Annotated in this window: 16 protein-coding genes and 1 tRNA gene; 3 read left to right on the top strand and 14 right to left on the bottom strand. The window is 38.5% G+C overall.

Annotated elements, in window-relative coordinates; all coding sequences use genetic code 11:
* Positions 1-73 precede the first annotated feature (73 nt).
* Positions 74-1174 (top strand): peptide chain release factor 1, encoded by a 1101-nt coding sequence (prfA, locus tag H6G44_RS06680; protein ID WP_190385407.1) that lies wholly within the window; start codon positions 74-76, stop codon positions 1172-1174.
* A gap of 47 nt (positions 1175-1221) precedes the next feature.
* Here prfA and H6G44_RS06675 read toward each other — a convergent pair.
* The 10 genes from H6G44_RS06675 to H6G44_RS06630 all read right to left on the bottom strand — a co-directional run bounded on the left by H6G44_RS06675 (position 1222) and on the right by H6G44_RS06630 (position 10365).
* Positions 1222-1293: transfer RNA gene (locus H6G44_RS06675), tRNA-Cys, on the bottom strand.
* A gap of 121 nt (positions 1294-1414) precedes the next feature.
* Positions 1415-2011: a chromophore lyase CpcT/CpeT gene (locus H6G44_RS06670; RefSeq protein ID WP_190385408.1), complete on the bottom strand. Its 597-nt coding sequence runs from the start codon at positions 2009-2011 to the stop codon at positions 1415-1417.
* 78 nt (positions 2012-2089) lie between these two features.
* Complete coding sequence (gene pstB / locus H6G44_RS06665; RefSeq protein WP_190385409.1) at positions 2090-2869, bottom strand: phosphate ABC transporter ATP-binding protein PstB; 780 nt, start codon at positions 2867-2869, stop codon at positions 2090-2092.
* A 30-nt stretch (positions 2870-2899) separates the two neighbouring features.
* Positions 2900-3781 carry a phosphate ABC transporter permease PstA gene (pstA, locus tag H6G44_RS06660; protein WP_190385410.1) on the bottom strand — a complete coding sequence of 294 codons (882 nt, stop codon included), beginning with the start codon at positions 3779-3781 and terminating at the stop codon, positions 2900-2902.
* Positions 3782-3857: 76 nt separating this feature from the next.
* Positions 3858-4850: a phosphate ABC transporter permease subunit PstC gene (gene pstC / locus H6G44_RS06655; protein ID WP_190385411.1), complete on the bottom strand. Its 993-nt coding sequence runs from the start codon at positions 4848-4850 to the stop codon at positions 3858-3860.
* Positions 4851-4991: 141 nt separating this feature from the next.
* Positions 4992-6032, bottom strand: coding sequence for a phosphate ABC transporter substrate-binding protein PstS (gene pstS / locus H6G44_RS06650; RefSeq protein ID WP_190385412.1), 1041 nt, complete (start codon positions 6030-6032; stop codon positions 4992-4994).
* A gap of 577 nt (positions 6033-6609) precedes the next feature.
* Positions 6610-6915 carry a cell division topological specificity factor MinE gene (gene minE / locus H6G44_RS06645; RefSeq protein ID WP_190385413.1) on the bottom strand — a complete coding sequence of 102 codons (306 nt, stop codon included), beginning with the start codon at positions 6913-6915 and terminating at the stop codon, positions 6610-6612.
* A gap of 38 nt (positions 6916-6953) precedes the next feature.
* Positions 6954-7760 carry a septum site-determining protein MinD gene (gene minD, locus H6G44_RS06640; protein ID WP_190385414.1) on the bottom strand — a complete coding sequence of 269 codons (807 nt, stop codon included), beginning with the start codon at positions 7758-7760 and terminating at the stop codon, positions 6954-6956.
* Positions 7761-7880: 120 nt separating this feature from the next.
* On the bottom strand, positions 7881-8951 hold the full coding sequence (gene minC, locus H6G44_RS06635; RefSeq protein ID WP_190385415.1) for a septum site-determining protein MinC: 1071 nt from the start codon (positions 8949-8951) through the stop codon (positions 7881-7883).
* 88 nt (positions 8952-9039) lie between these two features.
* On the bottom strand, positions 9040-10365 hold the full coding sequence (locus tag H6G44_RS06630; RefSeq protein ID WP_190385416.1) for a four-carbon acid sugar kinase family protein: 1326 nt from the start codon (positions 10363-10365) through the stop codon (positions 9040-9042).
* A gap of 987 nt (positions 10366-11352) precedes the next feature.
* Here H6G44_RS06630 and ctpB point away from each other — a divergent pair.
* Positions 11353-12684, top strand: coding sequence for a carboxyl-terminal processing protease CtpB (gene ctpB, locus H6G44_RS06625; protein ID WP_190385417.1), 1332 nt, complete (start codon positions 11353-11355; stop codon positions 12682-12684).
* A 110-nt stretch (positions 12685-12794) separates the two neighbouring features.
* Here ctpB and H6G44_RS06620 read toward each other — a convergent pair whose 3' ends face one another.
* Positions 12795-13664, bottom strand: a complete 870-nt coding sequence (locus H6G44_RS06620; RefSeq protein ID WP_190385480.1) for a hypothetical protein — start codon at positions 13662-13664, stop codon at positions 12795-12797.
* A gap of 125 nt (positions 13665-13789) precedes the next feature.
* Entirely contained in the window at positions 13790-14380 is a 591-nt protein-coding gene (locus H6G44_RS06615; protein ID WP_190385418.1) for a DUF1517 domain-containing protein, read from the bottom strand.
* A gap of 234 nt (positions 14381-14614) precedes the next feature.
* Between H6G44_RS06615 and H6G44_RS06610 the strand changes: the two genes are divergently transcribed.
* Complete coding sequence (locus H6G44_RS06610) at positions 14615-15454, top strand: prephenate/arogenate dehydrogenase (RefSeq protein ID WP_190385419.1); 840 nt, start codon at positions 14615-14617, stop codon at positions 15452-15454.
* A gap of 189 nt (positions 15455-15643) precedes the next feature.
* Here the strand turns inward: H6G44_RS06610 and H6G44_RS06605 are convergent, their stop codons facing one another.
* Positions 15644-16201 (bottom strand): cysteine hydrolase family protein, encoded by a 558-nt coding sequence (locus H6G44_RS06605; protein ID WP_190385420.1) that lies wholly within the window; start codon positions 16199-16201, stop codon positions 15644-15646.
* Between the two features lie 129 nt (positions 16202-16330).
* Complete coding sequence (locus tag H6G44_RS06600; protein WP_190385421.1) at positions 16331-16957, bottom strand: GNAT family N-acetyltransferase; 627 nt, start codon at positions 16955-16957, stop codon at positions 16331-16333.
* Positions 16958-17081 lie beyond the last annotated feature (124 nt).

The raw sequence follows: 17081 nt of genomic DNA, 5'->3' as shown, positions 1-17081 counted from the left end.
TGCATAGTGTAGGGTCGCTTGTCATTTAATGCTTGAGCCAACTTGTTATTTTTTAGGAGCATTTATAGTCATCATGGCAGAATCATATTTACTGGAGAAGCTTAAGTCCGTTGAACAAACATTTCATGAATTAACACGCCGTTTAGCTGATCCTGATACCGCTGGTAATCCTGATGAGTATCAAAAAATTGCTAAGTCTCGTTCTTCTTTGGAGGAGGTAGTTAATACCTATGAAACTTGGAAAACAGCCCAGGATGAATTGGTAGGGGCGCGTCAAATACTCAAAGAGTCCAATAGTGATCTAGAGTTACATCAAATGGCTGCATTGGAAGTCAGCGAATTAGAGGAAAAGCTAGAATACTTAGAAAGTCGCTTAAAGGTATTACTACTACCCCGTGACCCCAACGATGATAAAAATATTATGTTGGAAATTCGCGCTGGTACTGGTGGTGATGAAGCTAGTATTTGGGCAGGTGATTTACTACGAATGTATTCCCGATATGCTGATGTCCAAGGTTGGAGAGTGAAGCTAGTCAGCGAGTCCTTGGGGGAAATGGGCGGTTTTAAGGAAGTAATTCTAGAAATTCAAGGGGATAGTGTTTATAGTAAGCTGAAGTTTGAATCGGGTGTACATCGTGTACAGCGCGTACCAGCGACAGAATCGGGAGGAAGGGTTCACACTTCTACCGCTACTATAGCGATCATGCCGGAAGTTGATGAAGTAGAAGTCCATATTGACCCGAAAGATATTGAAATGAGTACAGCCCGTTCTGGTGGTGCGGGTGGACAAAACGTGAACAAGGTGGAAACAGCCGCTGATTTATTCCACAAACCTACGGGTATTCGGATTTTCTGTACGGAAGAACGAAGCCAGTTGCAGAATAAAGAACGGGCGATGCAAATTCTCCGGGCTAAATTGTATGAATTAAAACTGCGAGAACAACAGGATGCTGTAACTTCTATGCGGCGCTCCCAAGTGGGTACGGGTTCTCGTTCGGAAAAAATTCGTACTTACAATTATAAAGATAGTCGGGTGACTGACCATCGTTTAGGTCAAAATTTTACCCTTAACCCTGTTTTGGAAGGTGATATAGAAACTGTGATTCAATCTTGTATATCTCAAGATCAACAAGAACGATTAGCAGAATTAGCCGCCTCCGGTTCTAGTAGCTAAGTCACTTGTTGACACTCCCCGGTTGAATTTAGCTGATTTTTCAAAAAAGGCGACACCCGGATTTGAACCGGGGGATGGAGGTTTTGCAGACCTCTGCCTTACCACTTGGCTATGTCGCCGCACTTACATTTAATGATGTTAGCATCATTTTTCTAAATTTGCACTATCTGAAAGAAATTTTTTTGAAGATTCATGTTTTTACTTAGCTGGACAGACGCAAAGCCTGTCCTACAGTGGAAATTAGGGACTTAACTTAACTTCCTCGGCAAAATTTCCCCAACGCACAAAGTAAAAAGGACCGGCAACAGAACCCCAAATATGCTCATCTGTTTCAGGATTTCGCCCTCTGTCTCGACTGATGAACCTTTCCCCATCGATTTCAAAATCACTATCCAAATAGGTTCTTTGTCCGTCACGGATGACAATACAGCCCTTTCCCGGTTCAACTGAGCCTTTAAATTTGCCACCAGTCCATTCTACAATCATGTTACAACCAGAAAGCCTTTCTAGGCGATCGCTTGTCAAAGTCTGTAACCGGGGTAAATCACGGGAAGCACCATAAAAGTCCTTTTCTTCCTTAACTGTATAGTTTTCAATATGGATTTTATCCCCTACAGTCGTCAGATGCAACACCCGTACCCGATAGGGTTTATTCAACATATAATCATAAGCTTGTTCCACGAACAAGCTCACCCCTGACAATACCCCCCAATCAAGGGGACGCATACACACACGAATATGGGCAAAAAAAGCCGGATTCTCAAAAACTTGGGCTTGATTACTGAAATCAGCCGCCATCCACCTGGCTAAGGTGGTAATATCTGTAGAGTGAGTCATACTAATTATGGATTTAGGAATAGCAATGCTATTGATTTTAAATCCTGATTGCCCTCAAACTACGCCTTTCTGTTGTATTTAACCGAATCTTCCCGAAACATAGTCATGGGTACGAGCATCTAGAGGACTACGAAAGACTTGACCAGTTTCCCCAAATTCCACCATTTGACCAACACGACTTTCATCAGTGCTGAAAAATGCAGTGAAATCAGAAACACGAGTTGCTTGCTGCATATTATGGGTGACAATCACAATCGTAAATTCTGAACGTAATTTGTGAATCAACTCTTCTACCTTCATAGTAGCAATAGGATCGAGGGCTGAACAAGGTTCATCCATAAGCAGTACCTTGGGTTTAACAGCTAAAGCCCTAGCTATACAAAGACGCTGTTGTTGTCCACCAGAAAGGCCTAAAGCCGATTGATTCAGTTTATCCTTGACTTCATCCCACAGAGCCGCACCTTTCAGTGCAGATTCCACAATTTCATCTAATACTACTTTCGGTTGTCTACCGGCAATTTTCACACCGTAAGCAACATTTTCATAAATGCTCATGGGAAAAGGATTAGGTTTTTGGAATACCATGCCAATTTCTCGACGGAGACGATTAATATTAACTTGAGGATCATAGATATTTTGACCAAGAAATTCTATGCGACCTTCAACTTTAACCTTTCCTTCTAATTCACTAATCCGATTAATAGTTTTGATAAATGTAGATTTACCACAACCACTAGGACCAATTAATGCGGTAACTTGGTTTTGATAGATATCCAATGATATCCCTTGAATAGCTTTATAGTTTCCGTAGTAAAAGCTCAGATCTTTGACTTTGATGGTAGTGGTTAGATTACTCATGATTCACCTAAAAATACGACAGAAAATTTTTTAATTGACCTTACTTTTTTTAGCAATTAAGCGAGACAGTAAGCTGAAAAACAGAACTAAAGTTAGGAGAATAATGGAAGTAGTCCACACTAATTGGTTTACCGCTGGGTCAGGATTATTATAGAGATTAAAAATCAATACTGGTAAGGAAGCAGTAGGACTTAATAACCCATCTGACCAATTTTGACTAAATAAGGCGGTAAAAATTAGTGGCGCAGTTTCACCAGCAGCCCGAGCTATGGCTAAGGAAATACCCGTAGTAATTCCAGGGATTGCAGAACTAACAATAACACGAAAGGTGGTTTGAAAACGAGTTCCTCCCAAAGCTGCAGAAGCAAGACGCTGGGAAACGGGAATTAGCTTTAAAGCCTCTTCCGTTGTTAATACTATCACTGGTAGCATAATTACAGCTAAAGCAAAACCCCCAGCAATGGCACTAAATCCCTTAGTTAATAAAACAATTACACCATAAGCGAACATCCCCACGACAATGGAAGGAACACCTGTAATAATGCTAGTAATAAACCTAACATATTGAGTAATTGGGTTACTTTGGCTAAATTCTGCTAAAAATATTCCCGTCATTATGCCCACAGGAATACTGAGTAATGCACCGATACTTACCATAAGTATAGTACCAAGAATAGCATTAGCAAACCCATTTTCAATTAATGGATTAAATAACATCTCCAATTTGAAGCCTATTGCCCCCCGCGACATAATTTCCCATAATATGGATAATAATGGCAGGAGTGCTAAACCACTTAAACTAAAGGCAATACCATTCATCAAGTATGTAAATACTTGTCTACTTTTCGGTAAAGGTTTACACAATTCAGCCGCTATAGATTGATTTATTTTCGCACTTGGATAATCACGCATATTAATTTTGGATTTTAGATTTTAGATTTTGGATTGTTAATTAGGGATTTGGTGCGATTTAGAATGATCCGTACTTTTATCTATTCTTTTTACCAACCCACTCCACAAGTAATACAGCCGCAATATTTATTGCCAAAGTTAAGGCAAATAAAATTAAGCCTAAATAACTTAATGCTCCAATATGCAAACCTGCTTCAGCTTCAGCAAACTCATTAGCTAAAATGGCAGGAATTGTATATGCTGGATCAAGAAAAGATAGACTTATTTGGGCAGAATTGCCAATTACCATGGTTACGGCCATTGTTTCCCCTAAAGCTCTACCCAAAGACAGCATGGCCGCGCTGACCATTCCAGAAAATCCTGCTGGTAATAAAACCCGAAAAATTGTTTCCCAACGAGTCCCGCCTAAAGCCATAGATGAACTACGTAACTCTTTAGGAATGACCAATAATACATCACGAGAAATAGCTGCCATTGTCGGTAAAATCATAATGGCGAGAATAATTCCCGCTGTCAACATATTATTGCCGGCTGGGTCTTGGGTGTTAAAAAACGGTATAAAGGCAAAGGTGTTACCTAACCATTTTTCTAGAGGTTGTATAACAGGAATAAATATGAAAATCCCCCATAAACCAATAATGACGCTGGGGATAGCCGCAATTAGTTCTACCACAAAAGCTATGGTACTTTTGACTGGATTTGGTAAAAAGTCTTCACTGGTAACTAAGGCGATGGATATGCCTACAGGTATAGTTAATAAAATAGCGATCGCACTACTTACCAGTGTTCCATAAATATAAGGTAATGCACCAAAAATCTGATTACCCGTATCCCAATCTTGACCCCATAAAAAGCTGAATCCAAATTGACTAATAGCCGGTTGTGCTTGCTGAAAAATTACCCAAGTCATCACAAATAGGACGACCACAGTAATACTAGAGAAAATATATACTATCCATGTAAATCCTTTGTCAAACCAGAAATTAACGCCACCCGTAGAGGTTAAATCAATATTTCCATCACTTAAATTCCGGGAATTATCATCTGGTGTTTCAAATAAATTAGCCATGATCAATAAAAAGTTGATGGAATCAGAATATGTAAATTTAGATGTAAATGTTCAGCAATCAGCAGAAATAGTAAAAAAGAGAAAGTTTTAACCATCTGCATTTTCACTGAGAAAGCTGACGGCTGAATGCTTGCGTAAAAATTACTTAACAGTGCTATTCACTGTTTGTAGTACGCGGTTGACAACATCACCAGGAATTTTTGTGTAGTTGAGGTCATCATTGTATTGTTGACCGTCTTTGAGTACCCAGTTAATCCATTTTTTCACAGCGTCGGCCTTTCCTGCATTAGCATACTGTTTGTAAATCATCATCCAAGTCAAACCCACAATCGGATAACCTTGGCTGGGATCTCCGATAAAAACGCGGTAGTTACTAGGAAAACTTACATTAGATAAAGCTGCGTTAGCAGATGCTAAAGAAGGAGCTATAAATTCACCTTTCTTATTTTGCAATTCTGCTGATTTGAGGTTGTTTTTAGTAGCAAAGTCATATTCAACATAACCAATAGATCCGGGAGTGCTTTTCACCAAAGCAGCTACGCCAGGATTACCTTTACCTTTGAGAGCGTTGGGTAAATTCCATTTGGGAGCACTATTAGCTCCAATTCTGCCTTTGAAATAACCATCGATAGTGCTTAAATGGTTAGTAAAAATGAAAGTTGTACCACTACCATCAGCGCGAACGACAAATTTAATCGGTTGATTTGGTAGATTGACACCAGGGTTATCCGCTTTAATTTTTGCATCATCCCAGTTTTTAATTTTTCCAGAGAAAATTGCTGGTAATGTCGCGCGGGATAATCTCAGCTTGTTGACACCTGGTAAATTATAAACAACGGAAACAGCACCACCAGCAGTGGGTACTAAGATCACACCATTTTTCACTTTAGCGATTTCATCATCTTTCATCGCTGCATCACTACCACCAAAGTCCACAGTTCCAGCAATGGTTTGGCGAACACCACCACTACTACCAATTGCTTGGTAGTTAACTTTCAAGTCGGGGTATTTTTTCTTAACTTCACGAGCATACTTTTCATAGAGAGGAGCGGGAAAGGTTGCTCCAGCACCGTTCAAGGTTTGAGCTTCAGCAATTGCTGTCAAAACTGGACTTAATGCAACAGCCCCGGTTATGACTGAAGTGGCAACAACACGATTCAAAATGGTGGATAAAAAAGTCATACTGCCTCTTAAGCTTTTAGAAATACTTATTTAGGGAATTACATCCTGTTACTAAGTTTGATCTGAAATTATTAAGAAGAGATTAATAAATCAGCAACGCTAGTTTAAATTTAACTTAAACATTAGATATTTCGGAAGAAAATTAACCCATGGTTTGCGGATATTTTTACCCCTGAACCCTCAGAAACGGTAAATTCTACTCTTATTATCTGTGGAGGGAACAAGATAGAAGTCATTATAATACAGCGATGAAGCAGAAAGTAAACGCCAAGACTATCTATATCCAGATGTGTCTAACCCATGGTAGTTTTGGGTAAGTTTTATAGAACCGTAAGAGAAAAGAAGATTGATTTAACAGATTATAGCAATTGGATACTATCACTTTTTATACTAATTACCACGATAATTTGCAGTATAAATCAATCGCTATTTTCAGTATCAACCAAAATATACTCGCTAATGGCTCAATCGGAATGTGCTGTAAAACCTCATGAGCCTGGGAACTGATATATCATCAATACTACCTAAGGATAATGAATTAAATTAGAATATAATCCAGAGTATAGATCCTGCACCCCTATAGTAAGATATCAGTGTTTTGTAATACTGTTTCATCTAGGCTTTCCTTGACCCTGCGGATTGGTAAATTAGCGATTAAAGCCGTTGTGCGTTGGCTGCTTTCTAGGGAAAACTCTAAACCATCTGTTTCTATTTCCACATAGCGACAAACGATTTCTAGGATTTCCTGACGCATTTTTTCTAAGGTTTGGGGGTCTAAGTCCGTACGATCATGGGAGATTACCACTTGCAAACGACGTTTAACATCATCGCGGCTATTATCGGGACTACGAGTAAAAAGTTTTTCTAAAATTTCAAGAATCATTGCGGGTATGTGTAAGGCAGAAACGCTCTTCATGTAAATTAAACAATCTTTGACCACAACATCTTTCTCAAGCGGGAAAAGATATTTTTATTAGATGAGTCAAGCTCCAGAAATTCGACAGTTTCCCCTTCCAATCTCCGGGCAATATTCTCAAAAGCTGTGGCCGCTAAAGAGGGAATATCGGATAATACTAATGGTTCGCCACGATTGGTGGAGACAATCACACGCTCATCGTCGGGGATTACTCCAATGATGGGGATAGCAAGAAGTTCCTGAACATCTTGTACAGACATCATATCATTTGCCTGTACCATTGCTGGTCTAATTCTGTTAACTATTAAGTTAATATTTTTTACACCTTGAGCTTCTAACAATCCCACTACCCGGTCAGCATCACGGACTGCGGAAATTTCGGGAGTAGTAACAATCAGAGCTTCTTTAGCTGGTGCAGTAGCATTTTTAAACCCCATTTCAATCCCTGCTGGACAGTCAATGATCACATACTGATATTTTTGTGCCAAAGCATTTACTAGTAATTTCATTTGATCAGGTGTAACTGATTCTTTATTGCGATGTTGAGTAGCTGGGAGGAGTACCAAATTTGGTTGTCGCTTATCTTTCACTAAAGCTTGTTCTAAACGACACTCCCTTGCTAAAACTTCCACCGCTGTATAAACAATGCGATTTTCTAGACCCAGGAGTAAATCTAAATTTCTCAGTCCAAAATCTGCATCAATCAAGGCCACTTGCTTACCTATTTTGGCTAAAGCCATTCCTAAATTAGCTGAAACTGTGGTTTTACCGACTCCCCCTTTACCGGAGGTAATGACAATAATGCGAGTCATGATTATGCTGTATGAAAGTTCTTCAGAACAATAATAAAATGTTTTTATTGCTATTGATTGATTCTAATTCAGTAACCCCAGGGAATTAATTACTTACAGATTTTTCACTAAAGGAAAATCTTAGATCAGATTTTGTGTAACTAATTGTATTCGACTACTTAATTGACTACGGGAAAAATCAACGGCTTTAACAATGCGAATTCCTGCGGTTGTAATATGTGCAACTTCAGGAAAGAAGCTGGTTAGGGACTTTTCTGGGGATCTAGCGACAGCATCAGCTATTCGCAATTGGGTTGGTTCCATTTGTAAGGACATGATCAGAGATTCCCGATTACCACCGGCACCAGCATGGGCAACTCCTCGTAATCGTCCCCAAACTAGAATATCCCCATCAGCAATGACGATACCACTAGGATTGATATCTCCTAAGATAATTACCGTACCAGGGTGACGAATTTCTACACCTGATCGGACTGTCATTTGCAAGTACAGAGCATCTGCTAGGGGTCTGGAAGTCGGTTGAATTTCGGTAGTGAGGGATGTTTGAAATTGGATTTGTTCTACAGAATAACCGAGAGTACAAGCGGCGATCGCTGTTTGTCTTCGACTAGTTGCTACAGATTTGAGTTGAATTTGGTATGTATTTAAAGTTTCTGCTAACTCCTGCAGTTGTCTATTATCTAACAACCGATCTTTAGCTACTAGATGCAGGGCTGTGTTTGGCTTGCGTAAGCGATCGCCAGCATTTAGACGCTGTTTCATTTGTTGCCAAATTTCCCACCAATTAAATTCTGATGGTGGTACTTGTAACTCAGTGGGTAAAATTAATAATAGTCGCTCTCCTTCAGTCTTTAACTGAACTTGAATATTATGATCTACCTTTTGTTCTAGTAATTCTAAATCAGTATTGAGGACCTCAGATAAACCAAAACTAGATTCCTCCTCATTGGCTGATAACCTGGGTGGTGTGGCCATATTTTCGGCAGGAGAATTACCGTTTAAATAGACAGTTACAGAACTTAACTCTGAATTAGGGATAATAGGGGGAGATTCTACCTTTTTATTGGTAAAATCTGGATTTATTTCATCAAATTCAGAACTATTTACCTCTTGATCAATCTGATGGGAAATTGATTCTGACTTAGGCAACTCAGAGTTTATTTCATCAGGTTTAGCAGAATCAGAATTCATGTAGCACTAGCCAAAATACACCAATATTAAGATTTTCATGAAAGTTTGAGAACTGGTAATTGGCAATTGGAAATAGAACCTTGGACTTTTACCTCTTGCCTATCAATCTTTGGTAAACTGTTCTCAAAGCATCAGCATCACCGACATTACCTGGGAATAAAACCACTGGCAAATTAGGAAACAGAGGATGATCAGATGGTGTAATTACCATTGAACAACCTGCTAAAATTTGACCAAGTAATCGGGCTGAAGTTAACGCCAGACCCGTGCTTAACACATCGTTAGAAGTAATACCTCCCTTACTGATGAGGAAGCCCAGATCAGATGGTAAACCCTGGACAACATTCATAAGTAAAGCTGAAACTGTGCTGCCAAAATCTAACCTAGTTTTGACATCTTTAAAAGCCAATTCCTGACGGCTAGTATAAACTACTGGTGTTTTACCAGCATTATGTACTAATTTGACATTTTCTAGAATCTCCGTTAGCAGTTTAGCAGATTCATTTACCCCATGTTCCAACAATAGGCGGACATTAACTTCTATACCTACTGTTCCCTCAACTTGTAATAATGATTCTAACTGTTGAGTTGTCTTTTTGACGTGAGAACCAACAATAATTGCCCCAGGTTTTCCACCGCGCACATATTCTGCCATATTTTCGGGGGCAATGGGTTGGGGTGGTAAGGCGGCTAAAGCTGTTAAAATACTAGCAGCAGAACGGAATAGAAAGCGTTTTCCCTGATTTGCGGCCGTTAATACATCTACCGCAAAGTTATTAAGATCTTGCTGATTTTCCCCGTCTACGACACCACACTGATTATTGTCAAGTTGCAATAAGCTATCCAAACTACTAGCACGGATATCTGCAAGTAGAAATCTAGTCACAGTATTTTCTTTAATCCGGCCTTTGGTTTTTTCTTCTACATATTTAGGAAGATAACTATCATTGTAACCAAAGACGGAATCACGGGCAAATTCTGTTTCATGTACGGGAGTGGGAACACCATCAATAATTAGATAATGAATACTGTCGCGGGTAATTCTTCCTCCTTCAAAAAATGCCGGTACAAGAAAATGAGCATTAAAAGGACCAAGTTCCTCGGCAATGACATCGGTTTCTATGGGATAATGACCGCGTAAAGTGGAGTCAGAACGACTAACTACAAGAAAATCGGTAATTTTTTCCGCTGCTAATGCAAGTTTGAGATGATGACAAACTTCTCTGGTAACAGATGCGGCTGCTTCTGGAGTCAGGGACCGAGTATTAGTTAAAATAAAGAAAATAGGGGCATCATCTTTTAATCCTAAACGTAAAGTTTCTACATCCCAGCGCATTAACAGTAAACAACTGTGGACGGTTTGCGAACCTGTAGGATCATCATCAAGGACAATTATTTTCGGTTGGTTATTCATACTTATTTTCTTTAGGTTTTTGTCAGTTTTCTGGTTAGGGAATAGGGAATCTTGCTTCAATTTTGGTTACTGGTAAGCAATTTTTTATTATGGCGCAAAATCTGTTCTTTTTTTCAAACCCGGACTAGATTTTCTCTAATTAGTTGATTTGCGGATATTACAGCGTTTTCCACTGAAGATGAGGTACAAAGTTGAATTATGAAACTTTTGTGGTGCTGGCATCTTGCCCGCTAGATATGTACATCATAATACCGGGAATTGCTGTATTTTATTTTTGTCGCTAATATTACCTTGGATTTGACCTGAGTTAGTCAGTTGATTATTAATATCTTAGGGTCAAAATCCTTTTATTTCTAAACCTACTCAATTCTCTACCATGAGACATTTTGTATTTAAAGTGTCTATTTTCACTAGCTGGGAAAACTCCAGTTATTGACTAACAGGAGGTTTAGTTTTATAAACTAACTAAGTAGGTTAACAGCATAAAACCAAATTATGTAAAGATGAAAACTTTTCTAATCATGCTTCTTACCTCTTGCCTCAAGCAAATGTGCTATAACGACAATTTTGAACACCGACTTACTTAGGTTATCATGAGTTGTCTTAAAAATCTCTGATAATTTTTGTAACAATCCCCAGGATTTCTTAAATTTGCCCTGAAAGTGAATTAATCAGGTAGTAGTTGCAACTTTAATTAATTGATGAAAATCACAGCTATTCAGGAAAGAAAGTGCTATAATATAGGAGATAGTTGAGCATTTACAAATCACACTCATCTCAATATCACCTATTTCTCTGTGTCGTCATGTAAAAAATAGATTAACTCAAACCGTATTTATGAACTAATAAATACAATATTTGGTTGATCACTGGCGTTCGTACCAAAATACGGATGAATCGTCAAGGTAATTAAGATAAAAAACTGGAAGAGATCAGAAAAATCTGATTGATAAACTGTCAAAAACACAACTATTTCAGCTAATATACATGAACCAATCTGCGAAACGTTACTCACCGCTCCAAGTTGCCCTGATTGGTGGAGCGATCGCCACAACTGCTACTATATCTGTATTCAGTCAAGCCTGGACGCGCAGCGCTAATGCTGCTTTACAAGATAGCCCTAAAGCATTAGTTGACCAGGTTTGGCAGTTGGTTAATCGTGAATATGTGGATGAAAAATTTAACCAACAAGACTGGCAAGCAATCAGACAAAGCCTATTGACAAAAGAATATACTTCTAACAAGGATGCTTATGTAGCTATCCGCGAAGCTCTACAAAAATTAGGTGATCCCTATACCCGATTTATGGACCCTAAACAATATGAATCCCTAACTAACCAAACATCTGGGGAAGTTTCCGGGATTGGTATTCGTATGCAAATAAACGAAAAAACCAAACGTCTGACTGTTATAGAAGCTATGGATAATTCTCCAGCCCTGAAAGCTGGACTCAAATCAGGTGATGAAATTTTGGCAATTGATGGTAGATCTACCCTGAAAATGACAGTGGAAGATGCGTCAAAATTGATTCGTGGTCAGGTTGGTACTTCTGTTAAATTGGATTTGGAAAGACTCAGTAACAAATTTAATGTTAAATTAACAAGGGCGACAATAGAAGTGCCTACCGTTAAGTATACCCTTAAACAAGAAACTGGTCGGCGAGTTGGGTATATTAAATTACAAGAGTTTAGTTCTCACGCTGCTGATCAAATGCGTGTAGCTATTCGCACCTTAAAAGACCAAAAAGTTGATGCCTACGTTTTAGATTTACGAGGTAATCCTGGTGGTTTGTTAAATGCGAGTATAGAAATTGCCAGAATGTGGTTAGATGATGGTCATATTGTCAAAACCGTAGACCGTAAAGGATCTAGTGCCCAAACACAGGCCAATCGCACAGCTATAACTAAACTACCTTTGGCCGTGTTAGTTGATGGTAATTCTGCTAGTGCGAGTGAAATTCTCACCGGTGCACTCAAAGACAATAAACGGGCTGTGGTTGTTGGTAGTCAAACCTTTGGTAAGGCTTTGGTACAATCGGTTCATGAACTGAATGATGGTTCAGGGTTGGCTGTAACTATTGCTCATTACTATACACCTAATGGTACAGATATTAATCATAAAGGGATTGCACCTGATATCAAGCTAGACTTAACACAAACACAGGAACGCCAATTAGCTTCTAATCCAAATTTAATTGGTACAAATAGTGATCCCCAATATACTCGCGCTATTGTTGTTCTTTCTGGTGGCAAATTAGCAACAGATACAAGTCAAGATCCCCAGTCTATTAGTATTAGTGCTAAAGACTTGGAATTTTAGGATTTGAGGTATAATTCCACTCTTGGGGCTGGAATGAAGTTTAATTTTCAGTGATTAGCCCCTACCTAAATTATACATTATGGGTAGGGTGCTTTAAATGCAGAAATTTTCTATCTTCTTCTGCTACCGAAACCGGAAGAACGGCGACTGGAAGAACGGCCACCACTACCAAAACTACTACCAGAATTGCGGTGGGTAGAGCTAGAATTATCAGAAGGTCTGAGATTACTACCACCAAAACCAGAACCGGAGGCTCTTCCGGTTGGGTTATTATTAGTTGTAGCGCGTTCTGAAGCAGAGTTTCTGATGTTTCCTGTGGTACGGAAAGTAGTACGATTTCTTACTGCTGCGGGTGGTTCATTGTAGCGAGAACGATAATTAGAAACAGCGGAATCATAACTAGAACCATAACCACCATAACCGGTCATGACCCCACCGGGTTGATAAACGGGGGGAACATAGTATTGAGGTCTAAACAACATACTACCAATAGCTTGACCAGCAACGTTCCCAGCTAAAGACGCAGCAAAAGGTGTCCAAAAGTTAGATTCTTGACGAACAATGACGGTTTCTTTTTGTCCGGTTTGGGGATTGGTTTTTGTCTCTGTGACATTATGGACGTACTCAAGTTTAAAGTCTTCTGTCAGGTATAAAGCTGGTTGACCATTTTCTACTTTTAAGTAAGTTTTCTTACCAGCTTTGATTTCTTCTTCAGTTAATCTGGCCATTTGTAGCTTTTCTGTGGCAAAGCTTGGGGGGTTGTTGTTGAGTAAAAATAGAGTATACTCACCATTGGCATCATTATACGTGCCTTGTTGTACTTGATACTGTCCATCATTTAATTTGATGGGGGTAGCAGTTTTGCTAACATCGGGTTTTACGGAATTAGCTTGGTTTTCACCTCCACAGGCTACAGTGGTTAAGCACAGAGTTAGGGCTAAACAAACAACTGTAAATTTACGCAGCATAGTCATAATCATGGTATTCATGTTTTGTGCGGATACTAATTACAGGTTAACAAATATAAGACTTAGGTAAGATTTGATTGGGGTAATTCATCAATTATCCCCACTTTCCTGATATTTTCCGTAAGTCCTGAATTAGTTTACAATGGGATCAATTCGGGGTAATATTCCAATAGCTGATCACTAGAAAGATCATCTCCTAACTGAGCGGGTGAAAAATGCACTTGGATAGCGCGGAGTTTATGTTTGTAGTGTAAATTAATCAAGGCCTTTAAGGCTTCTTTTAAGGCGGGAATATTAGCCAAGTCTGTTTCTAACTCTGGAATTTCTCCTTCCGTAGCGACTATAATCATAACAATGACGTTACGGGTCGCAGGAAGTGATAAAGGCTGGTTTGAGGAAGTAGAACTAAAATCAAGATTAGCACCATATCTTTGGGCTGAGTCTGTGAATAGTTCATTGACGTAATTTCCTGTCTCCCCTTCGTCCCAAAGTACATCACCTTCATTAGCAGCAGATAACCAATATTCATCGTATTGTAGTAGAGTTTGGCATAATTGCGCCAATTCTTCTCCTAAAACTTCTATATCACCATCAGCGTTAATTGCTTCCCTTGCAGTCTGATTCAAAACGCCTAATATCGGTGCTACGTCAGATCCCCCTAAATGCAAGAATAAACGACAGACAACATATCTAGTTCTGCCTATCATCCGATTAAATGTATCACGCATTCTTTGTCTCCTGTAATTTGAGTAGATTTTGTAAAAGTTCAAAATTATTGCTTTTCTACCAAATAACCAATATATTAAAATTCTGTGCTACTATCCACAGTCCCATTGAAATTAGGCATAAGATATCCTGATGGACTGGATATATGATAATTATCATTAATGTTGTTTAAATATTGTTAACTCTGGGAATTGGAGTCAGGTATCGAAAATATAAATTAAATTTTACAGGTGACAATGAAAATTGGTATTTTAGGTTTAGGATTGATAGGTGGTTGTTTGGGTTTCGATTTACGTTCTCAAGGACACCATGTTTTAGGTGTGAGTCGTCGTGAATCAACTTGTGTCAGGGCTGTTGAAATAGGTAGTGTGGATCAGGCTTCCTTGGATTTAAGCTTATTAGCATCAGCCGAAGTCGTATTTATTTGCACCCCTATAGGATTAATAGTTCCCCAAATCAAAGACTTAATTGGCTATTTGCCTAAGACTACTATTATAACTGATGTTGGTTCAGTCAAAAAACCTATAGTTGAGGCAATTTCCCCTTTGTGGGAGAATTTTCTTGGTGGTCATCCTATGGCGGGGAAGACAGATTCAGGTATAGAATCAGCACAGCGGAATTTATTTGTCAATCGTCCTTATGTATTAACACCAATAGAGACTACAGCTAGTCATATTGTTACGATTATAGAGGAAATTGTGCGATCGCTTGGTTCGGTTATCTACCATTGTCAACCAGAACAACATGATCAGGCTGTGAGTTGGATTTCCCATTTACCCGTGATAGTAAGTGCCTCCTTGATAGCAGCTTGTTTAAGTGAAGCAGATCCAGAAATTGCCAAATTAGCCCAAAATTTTGCTAGTTCAGGGTTTCGGGATACGAGTAGGGTGGGGGGTGGAAATCCCGAATTAGGGGTCATGATGGCGCAATATAACCGCCAAGCATTATTAAATTCATTATATCAATACCGGGAAAATTTAGAAGAATTTATTCATATAATTGAGGGGGAAAACTGGGAATTGTTAGCAGAAAAGATTAAATTAAATCACCAAGCACTTCACAACTTTCTAGAATAGGGGTTGCTGAAAGAGTTGTAGGTAAGCTGTTACGCAGCCAAATTGTACAATCCTAATATGGCTGAATTTTGTGATGCGGGGATCATTCTCGCCATGAGGTGTTGCTGTACAAATTAAATGCGTTACAGCCTAATAGCGATATCTGCATTAATTGCACTTATCGGTAATTCCAAAAATGATGATCAAAACCTAGGTAAAAGCTGAAATAGTTATTGCTTCATGAGTTGAGATAACCTGAGCATAGGCAAAGCTGAGTGCTGACATGAAGGCACAGTGAACTTCCAAAGCAGGTGTAATATGACCATGAAATTCAAGATTCTTAGCTGCACAAGCATCGTGAGCAACAATACAGTCGAAACCTAAATCATTAGCAGCGCGAGTTGTGGCATCTATGCACATATTACTCATAGCACCACAAATCACCAATCTTTTCACCCCAGCATTATGTAAATCATCAAGAAGAGTAGTCTGACGAAAACTGTTCGCAAACTCTTTGATAATAATCTTTTCGTTTTCCTGGGGTTTAACAGATTCATGAATCTCAGCACCATAGGTATCAACAACAAAAAATGGTGCGTCAGGATTTTTGGCAATATGTTGAACATGAAAAATTGGCTGCTTTCTCTCACGAAAGGCAGTCAAAAGCCCTCCAGCATTGAAAGCTGCTATATCCATACCGACAAGTTCCCATTTACCACCGGAAAAATAATCATTTTGAATGTCAACTAGAACTAGTGCTGTGTTCACGTCATTATCTCCTTAAAATTTGATGTAACTATTTTTAACACAGAAGTTATCAATCATCTATCTTTTTTTCTCTCGGCTGATGATATGATCCCAAATTTTATTCTACCAGATGTCCTCATCTTAGCTCAGTTAAATCCTATATGACATTAACTTACAACTTCTAGATTCTTGAATAGATGAAAATATTTTCTCACCTTCAAAGATATAGGAGTCATAGCTGAGTGTTACCTCTTCTTGAAAACCTATTTTCCGAAATAGATTTTGAGATGCAATTCCAGTTAGTTCAGAAATAACCACAGAAAAATAGTTCAGTTTAGCTAACCTTAAATTCTCCCTGATTAAATTCGTAGCAATTTTTTGATTTTTGTATTCATCTTTAACCCCTAATAAAAAAATATGTAAAGTCTGAAATAACTCCCAGTAATAATATTGATATTTACCAAAATAACTATATTTTAAATCCTGGGAAAACTTGTGAATTGCTGCAAATTTATGACTGAGTTCCTGAGTATAAGGGGGAATAGTCATCAAATGTTCTGAGATAATAAAACCAACAATAATTCCATTATCTTCAGTCGCAACAATAGAAAGTCTATCCACAATTGCTTTACTTAAATAAGCTTCAGCTAATTGTCGAAATTCTTGATAATTTATCTGCAAACTTTTAGTTATTGGTTCATTATTCACAAATAAATTAGAGCATAAATCAACAGTTTGTTCAAAGTCCTGTGATTCAATAATGCGGAATTTTACCATTTATGGATTATCAATAATTTTAGGATTTATAACACAAATCGTTAAAGCTAAATAGCAAGACTTAAAAAAACCAAATATTTAGAAATTTAAGTTTTGTATTGTGGGCAAAGATGCCCACAACCTA

It is taken from the genome of Aphanizomenon flos-aquae FACHB-1287 (assembly GCF_014698755.1).
Lineage (GTDB): Bacteria > Cyanobacteriota > Cyanobacteriia > Cyanobacteriales > Nostocaceae > Dolichospermum > Dolichospermum flosaquae.
The sequence above is the reverse complement of the archived record's forward strand: the minus strand, read 5'-3'. Positions and strand labels throughout refer to the sequence as shown.

Excerpts from the sequence above, each read along its gene's own strand:
- prfA (WP_190385407.1), top strand. The coding sequence starts at position 74 with ATGGCAGAATCATATTTACTGGAGAAGCTTAAGTCCGTTGAACAAACA.
- H6G44_RS06670 (WP_190385408.1), bottom strand. The coding sequence starts at position 2,011 with ATGACTCACTCTACAGATATTACCACCTTAGCCAGGTGGATGGCGGCT.
- pstB (WP_190385409.1), bottom strand. The coding sequence starts at position 2,869 with ATGAGTAATCTAACCACTACCATCAAAGTCAAAGATCTGAGCTTTTAC.
- pstA (WP_190385410.1), bottom strand. The coding sequence starts at position 3,781 with ATGCGTGATTATCCAAGTGCGAAAATAAATCAATCTATAGCGGCTGAA.
- pstC (WP_190385411.1), bottom strand. The coding sequence starts at position 4,850 with ATGGCTAATTTATTTGAAACACCAGATGATAATTCCCGGAATTTAAGT.
- pstS (WP_190385412.1), bottom strand. The coding sequence starts at position 6,032 with ATGACTTTTTTATCCACCATTTTGAATCGTGTTGTTGCCACTTCAGTC.
- minE (WP_190385413.1), bottom strand. The coding sequence starts at position 6,915 with ATGATTCTTGAAATTTTAGAAAAACTTTTTACTCGTAGTCCCGATAAT.
- minD (WP_190385414.1), bottom strand. The coding sequence starts at position 7,760 with ATGACTCGCATTATTGTCATTACCTCCGGTAAAGGGGGAGTCGGTAAA.
- minC (WP_190385415.1), bottom strand. The coding sequence starts at position 8,951 with ATGAATTCTGATTCTGCTAAACCTGATGAAATAAACTCTGAGTTGCCT.
- H6G44_RS06630 (WP_190385416.1), bottom strand. The coding sequence starts at position 10,365 with ATGAATAACCAACCGAAAATAATTGTCCTTGATGATGATCCTACAGGT.
- ctpB (WP_190385417.1), top strand. The coding sequence starts at position 11,353 with ATGAACCAATCTGCGAAACGTTACTCACCGCTCCAAGTTGCCCTGATT.
- H6G44_RS06620 (WP_190385480.1), bottom strand. The coding sequence starts at position 13,664 with ATGATTATGACTATGCTGCGTAAATTTACAGTTGTTTGTTTAGCCCTA.
- H6G44_RS06615 (WP_190385418.1), bottom strand. The coding sequence starts at position 14,380 with ATGCGTGATACATTTAATCGGATGATAGGCAGAACTAGATATGTTGTC.
- H6G44_RS06610 (WP_190385419.1), top strand. The coding sequence starts at position 14,615 with ATGAAAATTGGTATTTTAGGTTTAGGATTGATAGGTGGTTGTTTGGGT.
- H6G44_RS06600 (WP_190385421.1), bottom strand. The coding sequence starts at position 16,957 with ATGGTAAAATTCCGCATTATTGAATCACAGGACTTTGAACAAACTGTT.